Source organism: Streptomyces sp. NBC_01476, assembly GCF_036227265.1.
Classification (GTDB): domain Bacteria; phylum Actinomycetota; class Actinomycetes; order Streptomycetales; family Streptomycetaceae; genus Actinacidiphila.
Genome location: NZ_CP109446.1, coordinates 6334433 through 6350601 on the forward strand (window position 1 = coordinate 6334433; position 16169 = coordinate 6350601).

Annotated in this window: 17 protein-coding genes; 6 read left to right on the forward strand and 11 right to left on the reverse strand. The window is 71.4% G+C overall.

Annotated features, from left to right (window positions below):
- Positions 1 to 7: 7 nt before the first annotated feature.
- Genes OG552_RS27720 through OG552_RS27730 form a run of 3 tightly spaced genes read right to left on the reverse strand, consistent with a single transcriptional unit; the run spans position 8 to position 2834 of the window.
- On the reverse strand, positions 8 to 1030 hold the full coding sequence (locus OG552_RS27720; RefSeq protein WP_329137463.1) for an amidohydrolase family protein: 1023 nt from the start codon (positions 1028 to 1030) through the stop codon (positions 8 to 10).
- On the reverse strand, positions 1027 to 1719 hold the full coding sequence (locus OG552_RS27725) for a 4-carboxy-4-hydroxy-2-oxoadipate aldolase/oxaloacetate decarboxylase (RefSeq protein ID WP_329137465.1): 693 nt from the start codon (positions 1717 to 1719) through the stop codon (positions 1027 to 1029). Before OG552_RS27725 ends, OG552_RS27720 begins: the two co-directional genes overlap by 4 nt.
- Entirely contained in the window at positions 1716 to 2834 is a 1119-nt protein-coding gene (locus OG552_RS27730) for a zinc-dependent alcohol dehydrogenase (RefSeq protein WP_329137467.1), read from the reverse strand. The genes OG552_RS27725 and OG552_RS27730 overlap by 4 nt, the downstream gene beginning before the upstream one ends.
- Positions 2835 to 2936: 102 nt before the next feature.
- Here OG552_RS27730 and OG552_RS27735 point away from each other — a divergent pair, with 102 nt between their 5' ends.
- Together OG552_RS27735 and OG552_RS27740 are read left to right on the forward strand one after the other, a co-directional pair.
- On the forward strand, positions 2937 to 3887 hold the full coding sequence (locus OG552_RS27735; RefSeq protein ID WP_329137469.1) for an ABC transporter substrate-binding protein: 951 nt from the start codon (positions 2937 to 2939) through the stop codon (positions 3885 to 3887).
- A gap of 10 nt (positions 3888 to 3897) precedes the next feature.
- A complete protein-coding gene (locus tag OG552_RS27740) occupies positions 3898 to 4353 on the forward strand; it encodes an RpiB/LacA/LacB family sugar-phosphate isomerase (RefSeq protein ID WP_329137472.1) in 456 nt (151 codons plus the stop codon).
- A gap of 39 nt (positions 4354 to 4392) precedes the next feature.
- On the opposite strand, the gene OG552_RS27745 is transcribed toward OG552_RS27740, so the two are convergent.
- The 5 genes from OG552_RS27745 to OG552_RS27765 all read right to left on the reverse strand — a co-directional run bounded on the left by OG552_RS27745 (position 4393) and on the right by OG552_RS27765 (position 8403).
- A complete protein-coding gene (locus OG552_RS27745) occupies positions 4393 to 5241 on the reverse strand; it encodes an alpha/beta fold hydrolase (RefSeq protein WP_329137475.1) in 849 nt (282 codons plus the stop codon).
- A 44-nt stretch (positions 5242 to 5285) separates the two neighbouring features.
- On the reverse strand, positions 5286 to 6119 hold the full coding sequence (locus OG552_RS27750) for a 3-methyl-2-oxobutanoate hydroxymethyltransferase (RefSeq protein WP_329137477.1): 834 nt from the start codon (positions 6117 to 6119) through the stop codon (positions 5286 to 5288).
- A gap of 159 nt (positions 6120 to 6278) precedes the next feature.
- Entirely contained in the window at positions 6279 to 6773 is a 495-nt protein-coding gene (locus OG552_RS27755) for a 3-methyl-2-oxobutanoate hydroxymethyltransferase (protein WP_329137479.1), read from the reverse strand.
- A complete protein-coding gene (locus OG552_RS27760) occupies positions 6770 to 8056 on the reverse strand; it encodes an aromatic ring-hydroxylating dioxygenase subunit alpha (protein WP_329137481.1) in 1287 nt (428 codons plus the stop codon). The genes OG552_RS27755 and OG552_RS27760 overlap by 4 nt, the downstream gene beginning before the upstream one ends.
- A gap of 32 nt (positions 8057 to 8088) precedes the next feature.
- Positions 8089 to 8403: a 2Fe-2S iron-sulfur cluster-binding protein gene (locus OG552_RS27765; protein ID WP_443071204.1), complete on the reverse strand. Its 315-nt coding sequence runs from the start codon at positions 8401 to 8403 to the stop codon at positions 8089 to 8091.
- A gap of 198 nt (positions 8404 to 8601) precedes the next feature.
- On the opposite strand from OG552_RS27765, the gene OG552_RS27770 reads away from it, so the two are divergent.
- Both OG552_RS27770 and OG552_RS27775 read left to right on the forward strand, forming a co-directional pair.
- Positions 8602 to 9717 (forward strand): ethanolamine ammonia lyase-activating protein, encoded by a 1116-nt coding sequence (locus tag OG552_RS27770; protein WP_329137485.1) that lies wholly within the window; start codon positions 8602 to 8604, stop codon positions 9715 to 9717.
- A gap of 90 nt (positions 9718 to 9807) precedes the next feature.
- Complete coding sequence (locus tag OG552_RS27775; protein WP_329137488.1) at positions 9808 to 11430, forward strand: ethanolamine ammonia-lyase reactivating factor EutA; 1623 nt, start codon at positions 9808 to 9810, stop codon at positions 11428 to 11430.
- Between the two features lie 92 nt (positions 11431 to 11522).
- Here the strand turns inward: OG552_RS27775 and OG552_RS27780 are convergent, their stop codons facing one another.
- Both OG552_RS27780 and OG552_RS27785 read right to left on the reverse strand, forming a co-directional pair.
- On the reverse strand, positions 11523 to 11744 hold the full coding sequence (locus OG552_RS27780; RefSeq protein ID WP_329137490.1) for a tripartite tricarboxylate transporter TctB family protein: 222 nt from the start codon (positions 11742 to 11744) through the stop codon (positions 11523 to 11525).
- A 314-nt stretch (positions 11745 to 12058) separates the two neighbouring features.
- Positions 12059 to 13330, reverse strand: a complete 1272-nt coding sequence (locus OG552_RS27785) for an NAD(P)/FAD-dependent oxidoreductase (protein WP_329137492.1) — start codon at positions 13328 to 13330, stop codon at positions 12059 to 12061.
- Between the two features lie 134 nt (positions 13331 to 13464).
- Here OG552_RS27785 and OG552_RS27790 point away from each other — a divergent pair, with 134 nt between their 5' ends.
- Positions 13465 to 14469, forward strand: a complete 1005-nt coding sequence (locus OG552_RS27790; protein ID WP_329137494.1) for a cupin domain-containing protein — start codon at positions 13465 to 13467, stop codon at positions 14467 to 14469.
- A gap of 87 nt (positions 14470 to 14556) precedes the next feature.
- Positions 14557 to 15246 (forward strand): class I SAM-dependent methyltransferase, encoded by a 690-nt coding sequence (locus tag OG552_RS27795; protein WP_329137496.1) that lies wholly within the window; start codon positions 14557 to 14559, stop codon positions 15244 to 15246.
- 94 nt (positions 15247 to 15340) lie between these two features.
- On the opposite strand, the gene OG552_RS27800 is transcribed toward OG552_RS27795, so the two are convergent.
- Entirely contained in the window at positions 15341 to 16132 is a 792-nt protein-coding gene (locus OG552_RS27800; RefSeq protein WP_329137497.1) for a FadR/GntR family transcriptional regulator, read from the reverse strand.
- Positions 16133 to 16169 lie beyond the last annotated feature (37 nt).

Genomic DNA, 16169 nt, shown 5'->3' on the forward strand with positions numbered 1-16169 from the left:
GGTCTGGCTACCTGCCTTCCGAAACGAGTCGTGTGTGCAGCCGCGGGTAGACCCGCCGTGCGTTGGCCTCGAAGACCTGGTGGCGCTGCGCCTCGTCCAGGCCGGCGCGGTCGAGGTAGGTCTTGGTGTCGTCCCACTCGACGCCGGTGGCCGGGTCGGCGCCGCGTACCGCGCCGAGCATCTCGGAGGCGAAGAGCACATTGGCGGTGCCGGCCACGTCCAGCAGCAGGTCGATGCCCGGCTGGTGGTAGACGCAGGAGTCGAAGTAGACGTTCTCCCGCAGGAGTCCGGCCGGGTCGGGCCGTCCCATCCGCATCGCCAGGCCCCGGTAGCGGCCCCAGTGGTACGGCACCGCGCCGCCGCCGTGCGGGATGACGAACCGCAGCGTGGGGAAGCGGGTGAAGAGGTCCCCTTCGAGCAGTTGCATGAACGCCGAGGTGTCGGCGTTGAGATAGTGCGCGCCCAGGGTGTGGAAGCTCGGGTTGCAGGAGGTGGAGACGTGCACCATCGCGGGGACGTCCAGCTCGGTCATGGCCTCGTACAGCGGGAACCAGTACGGGTCGGTGAGCGGCGGGGACGTCCAGTGGCCACCGGACGGGTCGGGGTTGAGGTTGCAGCCGACGAAGCCCAGTTCCTCGACGCAGCGCCGCAGTTCGGCGACCACGCCGTCCAGCCGGCCGCCCGGCACCTGCGGCAGCTGGCAGACACCGGCGAAGTGCTCGGGGAAGAGGCCGACCACCCGGTGGATCAGGTCGTTGCTCGCCGCCGCCCAGGCGCGGGCGGTGTCCGGGTCGGGCACGTGGTGCTCCATGCCGGACGCCTTGGGGGAGAAGATCATCAGATCGCCGCCGCGCTGCCGCAGCAGCTTCAGCTGGTGGTTCTCGACGCTGTCGCGGATCTCGTCGTCGCTGATCACCGCCGGTGCGGCGGGCGGCAGCGAGCCGTCCGCCAGCCGGGCCAACTGGGCGTCACGGAAGGCCTGATGCTGCGGGGGAGTGGTGGTGTAGTGCCCGTGGCAGTCGATGATCATGCGGTCGCGTCCCCGTACTCGACGTAGGTGAGGCCCTTGGCGGCCAGCCGTTCGCGCATCGCGTTGATGTCCAGGCCGAGTTCACCGCTCGCGTACCGGTCGCGCAGGGCCGCCTCCCGGTCCTCCCGGGCCCGCGACGCCTCCAGCACCTGCTCGGCCCGCGCCCTCGGCACCCGGACCACACCGTCGTCGTCGGCGACGAGCACATCGCCCGGCGTGATCAGCTGACCGCCGCACACCACTGGGGTGTTGACGTCGCCGAGGGTCTCCTTGACGGTGCCGAAGGCGCTGATGTGCCGGGCCCAGACCGGGAAGCCCATGTCGCGCAGCACCGCGATGTCCCGGCAGCCGGCGTCGATGACCAGGCCGCGTACCCCGCGGGCGGCGACCGAGGTGGCGAGCAGGTCGCCGAAGTAGCCGGCCTCGGAGGGGGTGGTGGGCGCCACCACCAGGATGTCGCCGTCGCGGCACTGCTCGACCGCCACGTGCAGCATCCAGTTGTCGCCGGGCGGCACGCTGACGGTCACCGCGGTGCCCGCGATGTGCGCGCCGGACCAGACCGGGCGCAGCGCCGGGTCGAGCAGTCCGGTACGGCCCTGCGCCTCGTGCACGGTGGCGACGCCGTACTCCGCCAGGCCCTTGGTGGTGGCCGCGTCGGCGCGCGGGGGGTTCCTGACGACGACGCTCATACGGCCTGCTCCCAGGGAAGCAGGGACACATGCACGGCGTCGCCGCCGAACTCGCCGGCGACGGTGCGGATGGCGCGGTCGGTGTCGGCGAGCGGGAAGGTGTGGGTGCCCAGCTTCTCCAGCGGGAAGCGGCCGGATGCCAGCTGTGCCAGGGCGAGTTCGCAGCTGCGGTAGCTGTGCCCGCGGGCGCTCTTGACGCTGATCGACTTCTCGGTGACCTTCTTCAGCGGGAAGTCGGGGAAGGCGGCGAGTTCGCCCTGGACCACGATGGTGCCCTCGCGGCGCTTGAGCGCGTCGATGCCCAGCAGCATCGGGGCGGTGCCCGCGCCGGCCGTGCAGTCCAGCACCACGTCCACACCGCGGCCGCCGGTGATCTCCATGACCCGGCCGAGCGCGTCCTCGCGGGTCACGTCGATCACCGCGTCGGCGCCCAGCTCCTGGGCCATCGCGAGGCGGGCGGTGTCCCGGGTGGTGCCGGAGACGATGATCAGCGAGGCGCCGGCCTGCTTGCACGCCACCACCTGGGAGAGACCCTGCTGCCCGGGGCCCTGGATCAGCACCGTGGAGTTGTAGCCGACGCCGGCGGTGACCAGCGCCCACTCGATGCCGTTCGACAACGGCGTGACGAGACCGGCGAGTTCGGGCGACACCCCGTCGGGCACCCGGTGGGTGACGGAGTTCCACGGCAGGTAGAGGTATTGCGAAAACCCGCCCCACAGCCGGCCCGGGTTGTCGGACGAGGTGTAGCCGTAGCGGCGGGCGTCGGGGTTGGTGCGCCAGTCGGTCGCCTCGCAGTGCCGGTACTCGCCGGCGTGGCACCACTCGCAGCGGAAGCAGCCCACATAGTGCTCGACGAAGATCCGGTCGCCTTCCACCAGGCCCTTGCGCTCGCTGAACTCGCGGCCCGCCCTGGCGATGACGCCGACGTTCTCGTGCCCCATGATCACCGGGTCGGTGAACGGCGGCTTGGCGTACATCTTCACGTCCGTGCCGCAGATCCCGGCGACCTCGACCCTGAGCAGGGCGCCGTCCTCGGGGATGTCCGGCATGGGGAACTCGCGCAGCTCGGTGGTGCCCGGCGCGGTTCTCACCGCTGCCAGTACCTGCTCTGGCATGGCCTCTCCTCGTCCTGGTGCTGGTCCTCGTCCTCAGACCCGGCAGTGCGGGGTCCGCCCAATTCTATGGCCTTATGGACTGACCATGCTACCTTTCTGTCCATGGCTGGAGGACTGAAGCTCAAGGCAGTGACCCGCACCCAGGGCGCCAACGAAGCGCTGAAGAACGGCACCGTGCGCCCGCACGGCTTCGACTTCGCCTTCGAGGAGGTGCCCGTGCTCGTGGACGCCTTCCGCCGGATGGTCCGCGAGCACGCGTACGACGTCAGCGAGATGGCACTGACCACGTACCTGGTCGCGAAGGCGCACGGCGCGCGGTTCACCGCCGTCCCCGCGTTCCTGGTCCGCGGCTTCCACCACGGCGCGATCCTCTACGACCCCGAGTCCGGCATCCGCGGCCCCAAGGACCTCGAAGGCCGCAAGGTCGGCGTCAACCGCGGCTACACCGTCACCACCGGGGTGTGGGCCCGCTCCGTCCTCAGCCAGGAGCACGGCGTCGACCTCGACCGCGTCACCTGGGTGCTCTCCGGCGACGAGCACGTCACGTCCTACCGGCCGCCCGCCAACGTCGTCCCGATGCTGGCCGGCGCGTCCCTCGAAGAGATGGTGCTCAGCGGTGAACTCGCCGCCGTCATCGGCCTGAACACCCGCACCACCCGGCTGCGGCCGCTGATCGAGGACCCCGGGCAGGCAGGACTCACCATGCTCGCCGAGCGGGGTCTGTTCCCGATCAACCACCTGGTGGTGGTGAAGGACGAGCGCCTGCGCGAGCACCCCCGCCTCGGCACCGAGGTCTTCGCCGCCTTCGCCCGCGCCAAGCAGCTCTACGTGGACCGGCTGCGGGACGGCTCGATCACCGAGCCCACCGCCACCGACCGGCTCAACCTGCGGGTCATGGAGGTCACCGGCCAGGACCCGCTGCCCTACGGGCTGCCGCCCAACCGGGCGGTGCTGGAAGAGCTGATGCGGCACGCCGTCGAGCAACACATCCTCCAAGAGCCGCTGCCCCTCGACGAGTTGTTCGCCGAGGGCACCCGTGACCTCACGGTGTGAGGGGGATTTCGTGCGTATCGCCATCGCCGCCGACCACAACGGCCTGGTCCTCAAGTCCCGGCTGACCGGCTGGCTCACCGACCGGGGACACCTGGTGGACGACCGGGGCGCCTACCCCGGCACCGTGCAGGTGGACTACCCGCCGCTGTGCGCCGACGTCTGCTGGCACGTCGTCCGGGGCGGCGCCGACCGCGGCATCGTGCTCGGCGGCAGCGGCCTCGGCGAGACCATCGCCTGCAACAAGATCCGCGGGGTGCGGGCGGGGCTCTGCCACGACGAGTGGAGCGCCCGGATCTCCCGGGGCAACAACGACGCCAACGTCCTGGTGCTCGCCGCGAAGGTGCTGGCCCCCGAAGCCGCCGAGCAGATCCTCGCGGCCTGGCTCGACACCCCGTTCAAGGGCGGCGTCCACCAGCACCGGGTGGACCAGATCACCGCGCTGGAAGGCGGGCTCTCGCCCGCCTGACCGGCCTCTTCGCCGCACGTTCGGCTCGGTCCGACGGCCTCACGCGCCGCCCAGGAACCGCAGCACCCGCTCGGGCGCCGTCGCCTCGGTCTGTTCGGCCACCGGCACGTCCCAGAACTCCGCGCGCGGCAGGCACTCCTGGAGGTAGCGGGCCGCCGACGGCGCGTGCGAGTCGTCCTGGCCCGGCACGATCAGCGCCGGCACGTCCAGCGTCAGCAGATCCTCCGGCTCGGGCCCCGGCACCGTGTCACGGTCGAAGAGCAGCCGGGCCGTCCCGCCGGCCAGCAACCGGTAGCGCGCCGGATCGGTGGCCGCGTACCGGGCGGCGAACTCCGGGTCCCGGCGCAGCACACTCGCCCACGGGCCGACCCGCGGGTCCGCCGAGAAACCCGCCAGGGTGCCGCGGGCCAGCGCCACCACCTGCGCCAGACCGTGCTCCTCGGCGTACGCCAGGTGCGTCAGGAACCGTGCGTGCTGCTTCATCCGGTACTTCACCCCGCCGGCCGGCGAGTAGAGCACCATGCCCAGTGTCCGCTCCGGGTGCGCCACCGCGACCGCGGCGACCGTGGAGCAGCCCACGCAGCCGCCCATCAAGTACGCCTGCTGGAAGCCGAGATGATCCAGCAGCGCGACCCCCTGCCGTACGTAGTGGGGCCAGGAGATCCGCTCCAGCCTGCCGCCGGACTCCCCGGACTCACGGCGGTCGAAGGTGACACAGGTGTACTGCTCGGTCAGGTGGTCGAGCATCCGCAGCCGCCGGTAGATGCCGACCGTGCGCCAGCTCTCCAGCGTGGAGTCGAAACCGCCGGGCGAGAACATCAGCAACGGCGGGCCGGAGCCCGCCACTTCGTAACGCGTGGCGATTCCGTCGAGTACGGTGGTGGGCATGGCAGGCGCTCCTCTCCCAGGTGGCGGCAGGATGTGACGTGACGTCAGGAAACAGGCGGTACGCGGATGCCGCCGGCGATCTGGCGGGCGGCCCTGACGTCCTCGGCGTAGGTGGTGATCGCGTCGTGCGCGATCCGGGCCACATTGGCGTACGTCTCGGGCGGGTCGTCGACGGCGGAGGCCGCGTAGCCGATGGCGGCGTGCGCCATTCGCATCCGGCCGTCGAGCCAGGGGCCGCCGCCGAAGCCGCCGAGGACCGGCACCGAGACCGCCGCGGCGACCGCGGCGCCCACCACCGGGCCGGAGTTGGTGAAGTTCAGCAGGACCGCGCCGGCCTCCTCCAGCCGCTTGGCCTCCCGCACCATCGCGTCCTTCATCTCCACCGGCACCTGGTCGGCGGCGGACGGCACCGCGTTGTACGCCACGCCGTAGCGCAGCGCGGTCTGCGGGGTGATGCCGAACTGGGCGAAGACCGGGATGCCGGCCGCACTGATCGCCGTCACCGCGTCCAGGTGGTCGGAGGCCGCGTCCAGCTTGACCATGTCGACGCCGGTCTCCTTGACGAACCGGACCGCCGCCCGCAGCGCGCTGGCGGTGCCCTCCTGCAGCGGGCCGAACGGGAAGTCGACGCTCACCAGGGCCCGTCGCACCCCGCGCCGGACCGCCTTGGTGACCACCACCATCTCGTCCATGGTCACTTCGAAGGGGTTGGAGTGCCCCCACAGATTCACCCCGACCGTGTCGCCGACGGAGACGATCTCCACGCCGGCCCGGTCCACGATCCGGGCGATCTGGTAGTCCCAGGCCACGACGCCGACGATCTTCCGGCCGTCGTCCTTCATCCGCTGCAGTACATGCGGGGTGATCTTCTCTGGCATCTCGCCTTCGACTCCTGCCGGTCGGTGGTGCTGGTCGGTCATGCCGGACGGCGCTGGGCTCCGCTCGTCCGGTCCGGTGGTGCTGCTGCCCGGTGCTTGCCGGTGGCGGGAACGGTCGGGGCCGCGCGGGGCGAACCTCCCCGCGCGGCCCCGTACCGGTCAGACCCGCAGCGCGGTGAGCAGCTCGAACACATCGCTCTCGTCGGCGGAGAGCAGCAGCACCCTGGCGTACGGGCGCAGCGCGGCCACCGCGTCCTCGGCCTCGAAGCCGTCGCCGAGCACCACCCCGGCCGTGGTGATCGAACGCGCCCAGCAGGCGTCGCCGATCTCCGCCGCCTGGGCCCTGCCGCCGTCCTCGGTGGCCAGGATCACCACCACGTCGGTGCTGGTCAGCACCTCGGGCAGCGCGGCCGGCCGGCCGTCCAGTTCGTACAGGCCCAGATCACCGGGCCGGGGCGCGCAGCCGTAGAACCGGGCCCGGGCCCACGGGCCGTGCGAGACCCGGCGGGCGACCGCCTCGGCCGCAGAGTCCAGGGCGACGATCCGGGCGTTCCTGGCCGGCGCGATCGGCCGGGTGATCCGGAACCGGGACTCGCTCGCCGAGGCGGCCCGCGCCGACTCGCTCGGATGGATGACCGGTGCCGTCATGCTCATACCGAGGACTGTGCGACGCCGGGGGTGACGGTGACCGCGTCGCGGCACGAGTCCAGGAAGGACTCGGCCAGCGGCAGCACCACCGCCGCCGACCGCACCCGGTGGTGGGCCGGGTCAACTCCGGGCGGGGTGATGCCCTCGTCCCGCAGTGCCACCGCCGCCTTGCGCAGCTTCTGCCGGGCCTTGATGATCCCGCTGTCGGCCGGCACCAGCCGTTCCTTGCTGCGGTCCACGACCGGGCCCATGCTCTCCTGCAGTGACGCGTCCTGCATGGCGATCCCGGCGACACCGGAGTAGGTGTCGCCGCGCTTTTGTGCCTCGCGGTCGATCAGGTAGTCGTTGTCCATGTTGGCGGCGGGCCGGTAGGTGCCGGGGATGTTCTTGCTGTGCACCCCGTGGCCGTCGATCATCGCCTGCCGCTCGGCCTCGGTCAGCGCCCGCACCGGGTGGTAGTCGAAGGAGTACGTCCAGCAGTTCTCGTCGTCGATCGGCACCCAGAAGTGGCCGTGCACCGGGTGGTCGCCGCGCGGCGGCACCATCGTGAAGGCCGGCATCACCCACGGCGTGATCCGCCAGTAGTAGGTGCCCTCCTCCGCGTTGCGGCGGGCACCGACGAAGAGGCCGCCCTCACTGTCGGCGACCTCGAAGAACGGCTTGGTGTCCTTCATGTTGTACTCGTTGCCCTTGGCACCCTTGAAGAGCGGATCGGTCTTCAGGCCGCCGGAGTGCAGGAAGGTCACATGGCTGGAGTCGATACCGCCCTCGAAGGCCTGCAGCCAGTTGCACTGCTGCCAGCGCTTGGAGGTGTACGTCTGCTCCGCCGGCACATGCGCGAACTCGAACTCGGGCAGCGGCGGCTGCTTGCCCGGGTCACCCATGTAGGTCCACAGCAGGTCGCCGACCTTGACCAGCGGGTACGCGGTCAGCTTGACGTTCTGGCAGAAGCTGCTGTTGTCGGCCTCCGACGGTACCTCGACACACTGGCCGGTGACGTCGTACTTCCAGCCGTGGTACGGGCAGCGCAGCCCGGACCCCTCGTTGCGGCCGAACCACAGCGAGGCGCCGCGGTGTGCGCAGAACTCGTCGACCAGCCCGTAGCGGCCGTCGCTGTCCCGGAAGGCGATCATGCGTTCCGACAGCAGCTTCACCCGGACCGGCGGGGAGTCGTTCTCCGGCAGCTCCTCGGCGTGCAGCGCCGGGATCCAGTACTGCCGGAAGAGTTCCCCCATCGGGGTCCCGGGGCCGGTCTGGGTCAGCAGCTCATTGATGTCTGGTCTAAGCACGGCCGTTTCCCTTTCACATGATGGCCCGAAGGTCAGGGCTGCTCCGGCGGAATCGCGACAGTCAGCCCGTCGAGCTCCTCGGTGACGCGTATCTGGCACGACAGCCGGCTGCCGGCCCGCCGTTCGGAGACGGCCATGTCGAGCAGGTCCTCCTCCATGTCCCCGGGCGGCCCCACCAGCGGGGTGAACTCGTCGTCCACCCAGACATGGCAGGTCGCGCAGGAGCAGTTGCCGCCGCATTCGGCGACGATCCCGGGAACGCCGTTCCTGACCGCCGCCGCCATGACGGTGTCACCGACGTCGGCCTCGACGGCGTACTCGTCACCGGCGCTGCCGATGTAGATCACTTTGGCCAAGGCCCCTCAGCCCTCTCGCGGTTGGTCGTGCCGGGGGCGGCGAGCGTCACGCCCCCGGACCGACGTCCGTTGGTATGTCCATTAGACCAGAGGTGTCCGTGCACGCACAAGCAGCCCGCACCCCCGTTGACAGGCCAAAATTTTTGGCCGTATGGTCCTACCAATAGTGCCGGCAGGAAGGCTACCCCCATGTCCAGTGAGGCGATTGTCAACGACAACCTCGCGGCGAAGTTCGCCACCGAGAAGGAGTCCCCGTACACCCGCTGGGTGGCCGCCGAGGGGCTGGACATCATCGCCGCCCACTATGTGCAGGACCTGCGCACGGTGGAGCTCAAGCCGTGGGAGCGGCGCGGCGGACGCGGGGTGTTCATCAACCACGAGGCGACCAGGACCTCCAACGACTGCTACGTCTGCGAGATCCCGGCCGGCGGGCAGCTCGCCCCGCAGCGGCAGCTCTTCGAGGAGATGATCCTGGTCCTGGACGGCCACGGGTCGACCCGGGTGTGGAACGACGCCGGCGCCGAGGTGACCTTCGAATGGGGCCCCAACTCGCTCTTCGCGATCCCGCTGAACGCCCACCACCAGCACTTCAACGGCTCCGGCCGGGAGGCGGCGCGGTTCGTGTCGTCCACCAACCTGCCGCCGGTGATCAACCTCTACGACGACGTGGACTTCGTCTTCCACACCGAACGGGACTTCCCCAGCCGCTTCGCCGGCGAACCCGACTACTTCGCCCCCAAGGGTGAGCAGAAGGGCCTGCTGCTCGACACCAACTTCGTCGCGGACGCGGTGAACCTGCCGCTGATCGAGGCCAAGGAGCGCGGGGCCGGCGGCGGCCACATCCGGTTCGCGATGGCCAAGGGCTCGATGAACAGCCACATTTCGCAGTTCCCCACCCGGACGTACAAGAAGGGCCACCGGCACGGCCCGGGCGCGCACGTCATCATCCTGTCCGGCACCGGCTACAGCCTGATGTGGCCCGAGGGCGAGGAGCCCAAGCGGTACGACTGGGGCCCCGGCACGCTCATCGTCCCGCCGAACCTCTGGTTCCACCAGCACTTCAACACCGGTACCGAGCCCGGCCGTTACCTCGCCTTCAAGCACGAGGCGGTGTCGCTGCGCAACGCCCAGGGCGTGCCGAAGGCGTGGATCAGCCGGCGTATCGGCGGTGACCAGATCGACTACGCCGACGAGTCGCCGGTGGTGCGCGAGACCTTCCGCCAGGCGCTCGCCGAGCACGGCGAGAAGCCGGAGATGGACGCGGCCTACGAGGCGGAGCTGGCCTCGCTGCCGCCCAAGCCGTAACCTGCGGCTCCCTTTCCGTCCCCCGGCCGGGCCGCCCCCGAGCAACGCCCGGCCGGCCGCCCCGCCGTACCGACCGCGAGGAGCCCGTCCGTGAGTCCCGCCGAGCCGCACGCCCACGGGCACCACCACCATCACACCCACGCCCCCGCGGTGTACTCGGCGTACGTCCCGGACCACGATCACGACCACGACGACGAACCGCTCGCGCCGATCGAGGAGAACCCGATCTGGCAGCAGGACAATGTCGTACTGCACAGCGTCGGCATGGACATCGGCTCGTCGGGCACCCAAGTGGTCTTCTCCCGGCTGCACATGCGGCGCATCGGTGAGGAACTCACCAGCCGCTACATCGTGATCCGCCGGGAGAACGTCTACCGCTCACCGGTCGCGCTCACCCCGTACACCGGGGCCGAGCGGATCGACGCGGAGGCGCTGGGCGCGATCATCGACAGGGCGTACGAGGCCGCCGCCGTCGACCCGAAGGAGGTCGACACCGGGGTGGTCATCCTCACCGGTGAGGCGCTGCGCCGCCGCAACGCCGAGGCGATCACCCGGGTCCTCGCCCAGCGCGGCGGTGAACTCGTCACCGCGGCGGCCGGCCACCACATGGAGGCGATGCTCGCCGCCTACGGGTCCGGTGCCGCCAGGACGTCCTACGACACCGGCGCCCGCATCCTCACCGTCGACATCGGCGGCGGCACGACGAAGCTGGCACTGCTGGACCGGGGCCGGATCGTCGCCACCGCGGCCCTGCACATCGGCGGCCGGCTCCTCGCGTACGACGACACCGGCGAGGTGGTGCGCCTGGAGCCCGCCGGCCGCGCCCACGCCGCCCGGGCCGGCCTCACCCTCGACCTCGGCGGCCGGGTGAGCCCGGAGCAGATCGAACGGCTCGCGGACACCATGGCCGAAGCACTGCTCGCCGCGCTCCCGGCGCCCTCCCCGGACGGCGGAACACCCAACTCCCCCGGCGGGGAATCCCTCTGGCTGACCGAGCCGCTGAGGAACCCGGGAGCGGTGGACGGGGTGGTCTTCTCCGGGGGCGTCGCGGAGTACGTCTACGACCGGGAACCCCGGGACTTCGGGGACCTCGGAAAGCCGCTCGGGCGCGCGCTGCGGCGACGGGTGGACGCCGGGGCGCTGCCGTATCCGCTGCTGCCGGCCGGCGAATGCATCCGCGCCACCGCGCTCGGCGCGTCCGAGTACAGCGTGCAGCTCAGCGGCAACACCGGCTGCATCACGGACCCCGACCGGCTGCTGCCCCGCCGTAACCTCCAAGTTGTCAAGCCTGCCTACGAGTTGACGGCTGAGGTGGACGCGAAGGCGCTCGCCGCGGCGATCCGCGGGCAACTGGCCGCGCTCGGCGCGGACACCACCGACGCGGACATCGTGCTCGCGCTGGGCTGGCGCGGCGAACCGCGCTACGACCGGCTGATCGCCTTCGCCCGCGGCGTCCGCGACGGCCTCGCCGGGCGGATCGCCCGCGGCAGGCCGGTGTACGTCGTGCTCGACGGGGACGTGGCCATGACGCTGGGGCGGCTGCTGCGGGACGAACTCGACGTCACCGGCGAACTGCTGGTCGTGGACGGCCTGAGCCTGCGGGACTTCGACTACGTCGACATCGGCCGGGTCCGCCACCCGTCCAACACCGTGCCGGTCACCATCAAGTCGCTGGTCTTCAGCACCGAGGTGACGCCCGCCGCTCACGGGTGACCGCCGGCGTGCGGCGGGGCGCCGTGCCCGGCGGGGCGGGCCCGGGAGACGATCCCGGCCCCGCCCCGGCCGTGTCGCGCGGCTCGTACCGCTCACAGCAGCCCGTGCGGGAGCGGCACGCCCAGCGCCATCTCGAAGAGCCCGTAGGTGACGGCCCACATGGCCACCGCGCTGATCAGCGCGGTGCGCCACGCCCTCATCACTCCGAAGTAGACGAGGAAGAACGCCGGAATGGCGACCTCGAAGCCGAAGACGTAGACCACCAGCAGCAGCCCCACCACCCAGCCGATGGCCACCACCTGCCGCGGCGCCACCGGCGCCACGTCGAGGCCGACCGGCGCGGGACCGGCGGCGCCCGTCGCGGATTCCGGTGCGGAGTTCCGTGCGGCGCCGGTCGCGGATTCCGTTACGGCACCATGGGACAAGGAGTCGCGCAGAAATTGCGCGAACGGTCCTGGGCCGTGCCCTTCGGACCGGCAGCGGGGTGCTGCCGGGGCCGGCGGTGATGCCCTTCCGGCGGGGGGCCGGGGGGGGAGTTGCCCTTCCGGCCGGGAGCCGGTGGGATGCCTTTCCGGCCGGAGGTGAGCCGGGAATGGGGGAGCGGGGAGGGCGGAGAGGGGTGCCCGCCTCAGGCGGGCAGACCCGCTTCCACCCGGGTGGTGATGAGGGACTTCAGCGGGACCTCCGCGTCCCGCGCGCGGTCCGGGTCGATGGTCGCGCCGTCGCCGAGCGCCTTGCGGACCGCCATGTAGTCCGCGGGCCGGTTGACCGCGTCGACCGCCAGCAGCCGGCCGTGCCCGTAGTACAGGACGGAGAACTTCTCGTCGTCCAGGCTGCCGCGGACCACATAACCGTCGTGTCCGGCCGAAAGACCGGCCATCTGGAGCTTCAAGTCGCCCTGGTAGGACCAGAACCACGGCACGGTACGGGTCTCCTCGAACCGCCCGAGCAAGGTGGCGGCGGCGACCTGGGCCTGGGCGATGGCGTTCTGCACCGACTCCAGGCGGAACCTGCCCTCCCCGGTGAGCGGGTGCGGCCGGGTGGTGCAGTCGCCTGCCGCGACCACCGAGGGGTCGCTGGTGCGGGCGTAGGCGTCCACCACGATGCCGCCGTCGACGGCCAGGCCCAGCTGCTCGGCGAGTTCGGTGCGCGGCACCACGCCGGCGCCGACCAGCACCAGGTCGGCGGGGAGCAGGGTGCCGTCGGTGAGCCGGACCGCGGTGACCCGGCCGCCGGCGCCCTCGAAGGCGGCGACGGCGGTGGCCAGTCGTACCTCGGTGCCGCGGCGCTGGTGCGCCCGGCGGTAGAACTCCGAGACCACCGGCGCCACCGCGCGGCCCATCAGCCGGTCGGCGGCCTCGACCACGGTCACCGAGGCGGCGCCGGCCAGCGCGCGGGCCGCGGCGGCGGCCTCCAGGCCGATGAACCCGCCGCCGACCACCACCACATGCCGCGCCGAGGGCAGGCGTCGGCGCAGGTCGGCGGCGTCGGCGTGGTCGCGCAGCCGGCAGATCCCGTCCAGGCCCGCGCCGGGCAGCGGCAGCCGCCGTGGCCGCGCGCCGACGGTCAGCGCCAGGCGGTCGAAGCGCAGCTCGCGCCCGCTCGCGGTCGCCGCGAGGCCGGCGCCCGCCGGGCCCGGCAGCGCCACCGCGGTGATCCGCTCGCCGCAGACCAGGTCGATCCGGTTGTCGGTGTAGAAGGCCGGCGTCCGCAGCGCGAGAGTGTCGGGCCCGGCGGTTCCGGTGAGGAACTCCTTGGAGAGCGGGGGCCGCTGGTAGGGCGGGTGGGTCTCGGCGCCGACCAGGGTGATCGGTGCGGTGTCGCCCAACTGCCGTAGTGAGACGGCCAGTTGAAGGCCCGCCTGACTGGCGCCGATGATCAGTGTCCCGTTGCCGCTCACCGCGACTCCTCTCACGCGTCGACGCTTAACGTCATACCATTATGCCATAGCGTCCGGCTCGTTGACGGCCCAGAGGTACGTTGATATAACGGTTAGGCCAATGAGGGCGAGGTCGCGACCATGAGGAGAGCCGTATGAGTGGCAAGAAGGGCCGGGTCTTTCTCCGGGGCATCACATCGGAGACGTACGGACTGAAGGAGTTCCGCCGCAGCCAGCTCGACGCCCCCCGGGTCCGGGACGACTCGATCGTGGTGGACGACGCGAAGGTCGGCCACTCCGGCGACTCCGCGGAATCGCGCACCTGGTGGCGGATCGGCCCCGGTGACGACCCCTTCCTGACCCAGAGCCTCCAGGTCCACTTCGTGGAACTGCCGCCGCACTCCTCGAACCACGGCCACGGCCACCAGAACGAGGCCGCCTTCTACATCCTGGACGGCGCCGGCTACGAGATCCACGACGACCAGCGCTACGAGTGGGCCAAGGACGACATGGTGATCGTCCACACCGACTCCGTGCACCGGCACTTCAACCCGTACGACGAGATGGCCCGCTGCCTGATCTTCAAGGCCAAGTCGATGTGGATGTACCTCGGCCTGATCCAGCAGGGCCGCAGCGGCCCGGTGGAGAACGAGGACCGCTTCGGGCCCCGCGAGGACTGGTCGCAGGTCTGGACGCCGAACGTCGACAAGCTCCGCAAGGTCGTCAAGGTCGGCGACACCAAGTGGGAGACCACGCCGCTGGGCAAGGTGCGGGTGCTCTCCGCCCCCGGCGACGACGTCCGTACCTTCAGCGTCGACGCCTTCGTGCTCGACATCCCGGCCGGCAGCCGCTCCGGCAAGCGCTGGCACATGGCCGACGAGGTGCTCTACGTCCGCTCCGGCGGCGGCTACAGCCTGCACTGGGAGGTGGAGGCGGAGATCGCCGAGAAGTACTACGCCCGCATCGCCAAGGAGCCGACCCGCCACGAGATCAAGGCCGGCGACACCCTCTACGTCCCGCACAACACCGTCGCGCAGCACTTCTCGGCCGACGGCGAGCCCCTGGTCCTCATCTCCGCCCAGAACCGGCTCTTCAAGCAGCTCGGCTACGACACCGTCACGTACCTGGAGAACGCACCGGAGTACGACGCCGCCCAGTGACGGGTGCGGTGACCGGCCCGCTGACCGGTGCGGTGTCAGTGAGCGGCCCCGTGGACGCGGGGCGGAGCACGAGGAGTTGGGGACGACATGGCGGAACGGAGCCGTTCGGCGGCCGCGGTGTGGTCCGACCCGGATTTCGCCGGGGCGTGGCTGGCCGCCGATCCGCGCGGGGAGCACGATCTGCTGGCGCTGCCGCGGCTGATCGCGGCGCGGGTGGTGGCCGAGGAGACGCCCGAGCCCCGGCTGATCGTCGATGTGGCCGGTGGCGGCGGCGCCTTCCTTTCGGTGCTGCTTGAGGCGTTTCCCGGTGCCCGGGGCGTCTGGCTGGACGCGTCGCCGACCATGCTGGAGCGGGCCAGGTCCGAACTGGCCCGGTTCGGTGACCGGGTGGAGTTCCGTCCCGGTGACATGACCGAACTGCGGGCGGCGGGTGTGCCCGGGGACGCCGATCTGATCGCCAGTTCGCGGGCCAGCCACCATCTGGACCGCGCCGAACTGCACGGTTTCTACCAGGAGGCGGCCGGGCTGCTGGCCGGCGGCGGGTGGCTGGTCAACCTCGATCACATCGCCCCCGAGGAGGTCTGGAACCGGCGTTTCCGCTCGGCCCGCAAGAAGTTCACCCCGCCCCGCCCGGCGGGCACCCACCACCACGACCGGCCGCTGCCCGGCATCGAGGACCACCTCGACGGCTACCGGGCGGCGGGGATCACCGAGGTGGACATCGCCTGGAAGGCGTTCTACACCTGCCTGTTCATGGGTCGCGCGGCACCGCGCTGAGCACAGCGGCGAGCAGCCGGAGCACCGAACCGGGCACCGCACCGCACCACCTCCGCCCCTGGGCGGACCGGCCCGCACCGGCCCGCCGCGGCCGTCAGCTCTTCGCCGCCGCCACCTTGCGCGGCGCCTTGCGCTTCGGCTCGTCCAGGCACAGCCGGGCCGCGGTACGGCTCAGGTGCTCGCGCATGATCCGCTCGCCGGCCGCGGTGTCGCGCTGCTGGATCGCCGTGATCAGTTCCCGGTGCTCCTCCACGCCGCGCCGCCCCATCTCCGGCGCGGTCTTCTGCGCGGTCGCCAGCGACATCAGCAGCGGGCCGTGGAAGGTGTGGATCAGCATCTCGAAGGCGGTGTTGTGGGTGCTGGCCGCCAGCCGGGTGTGGAACTCCGCGGAGAGCGCGACGTCGTACGTCCCGCTGTTCAGGCCCTCTTCCTGCCGGTCGCAGATGGCCAGCAGCGCCTCGATGTCCTCGTCGTCGGCGTTGGCGCACAGGTGCGGGATGATGCCGACCTCCAGCACCAGGCGGACCTCGGTGACATCGGCGGCGGTGACCGACGACAAGGTGAGCAGGTCGGTGATGCTCGCGCCGACCCGGTCGCTGGTCGGCTGGGTGACGAAGGCGCCGCCGTGCGCGCCCACCCGGATCTCCACCAGGCCGCTGGCCTCCAGCACCCGCAGCGCCTCGCGCACGGTCACCCGGCTCACGCCGAACCGCTCGCACATCTCGCGTTCGGGCGGCAGGCGGTCGCCCGGGGTCAACTTGCCCTCGTGGATCAGGGACCGCACCTGGTCGACGATGAGTGCGGAGATCCGGCGGTCGGTGACGGGGCTGAGCAGCCCGCCCGACTTGCCGTCCACCGGCTTGCTTTCCGGGCGGCGAGGGGCCATGAAGGTTCCTTCCGTAGACGTTGACGGTCCTATTCTA

Excerpts from the sequence above, each read along its gene's own strand:
- OG552_RS27735 (WP_329137469.1), top strand. The coding sequence starts at position 2,937 with ATGGCTGGAGGACTGAAGCTCAAGGCAGTGACCCGCACCCAGGGCGCC.
- OG552_RS27725 (WP_329137465.1), bottom strand. The coding sequence starts at position 1,719 with ATGAGCGTCGTCGTCAGGAACCCCCCGCGCGCCGACGCGGCCACCACC.
- OG552_RS27745 (WP_329137475.1), bottom strand. The coding sequence starts at position 5,241 with ATGCCCACCACCGTACTCGACGGAATCGCCACGCGTTACGAAGTGGCG.
- OG552_RS27730 (WP_329137467.1), bottom strand. The coding sequence starts at position 2,834 with ATGCCAGAGCAGGTACTGGCAGCGGTGAGAACCGCGCCGGGCACCACC.
- OG552_RS27790 (WP_329137494.1), top strand. The coding sequence starts at position 13,465 with ATGAGTGGCAAGAAGGGCCGGGTCTTTCTCCGGGGCATCACATCGGAG.
- OG552_RS27770 (WP_329137485.1), top strand. The coding sequence starts at position 8,602 with ATGTCCAGTGAGGCGATTGTCAACGACAACCTCGCGGCGAAGTTCGCC.
- OG552_RS27720 (WP_329137463.1), bottom strand. The coding sequence starts at position 1,030 with ATGATCATCGACTGCCACGGGCACTACACCACCACTCCCCCGCAGCAT.
- OG552_RS27795 (WP_329137496.1), top strand. The coding sequence starts at position 14,557 with ATGGCGGAACGGAGCCGTTCGGCGGCCGCGGTGTGGTCCGACCCGGAT.
- OG552_RS27755 (WP_329137479.1), bottom strand. The coding sequence starts at position 6,773 with ATGAGCATGACGGCACCGGTCATCCATCCGAGCGAGTCGGCGCGGGCC.
- OG552_RS27750 (WP_329137477.1), bottom strand. The coding sequence starts at position 6,119 with ATGCCAGAGAAGATCACCCCGCATGTACTGCAGCGGATGAAGGACGAC.
- OG552_RS27800 (WP_329137497.1), bottom strand. The coding sequence starts at position 16,132 with ATGGCCCCTCGCCGCCCGGAAAGCAAGCCGGTGGACGGCAAGTCGGGC.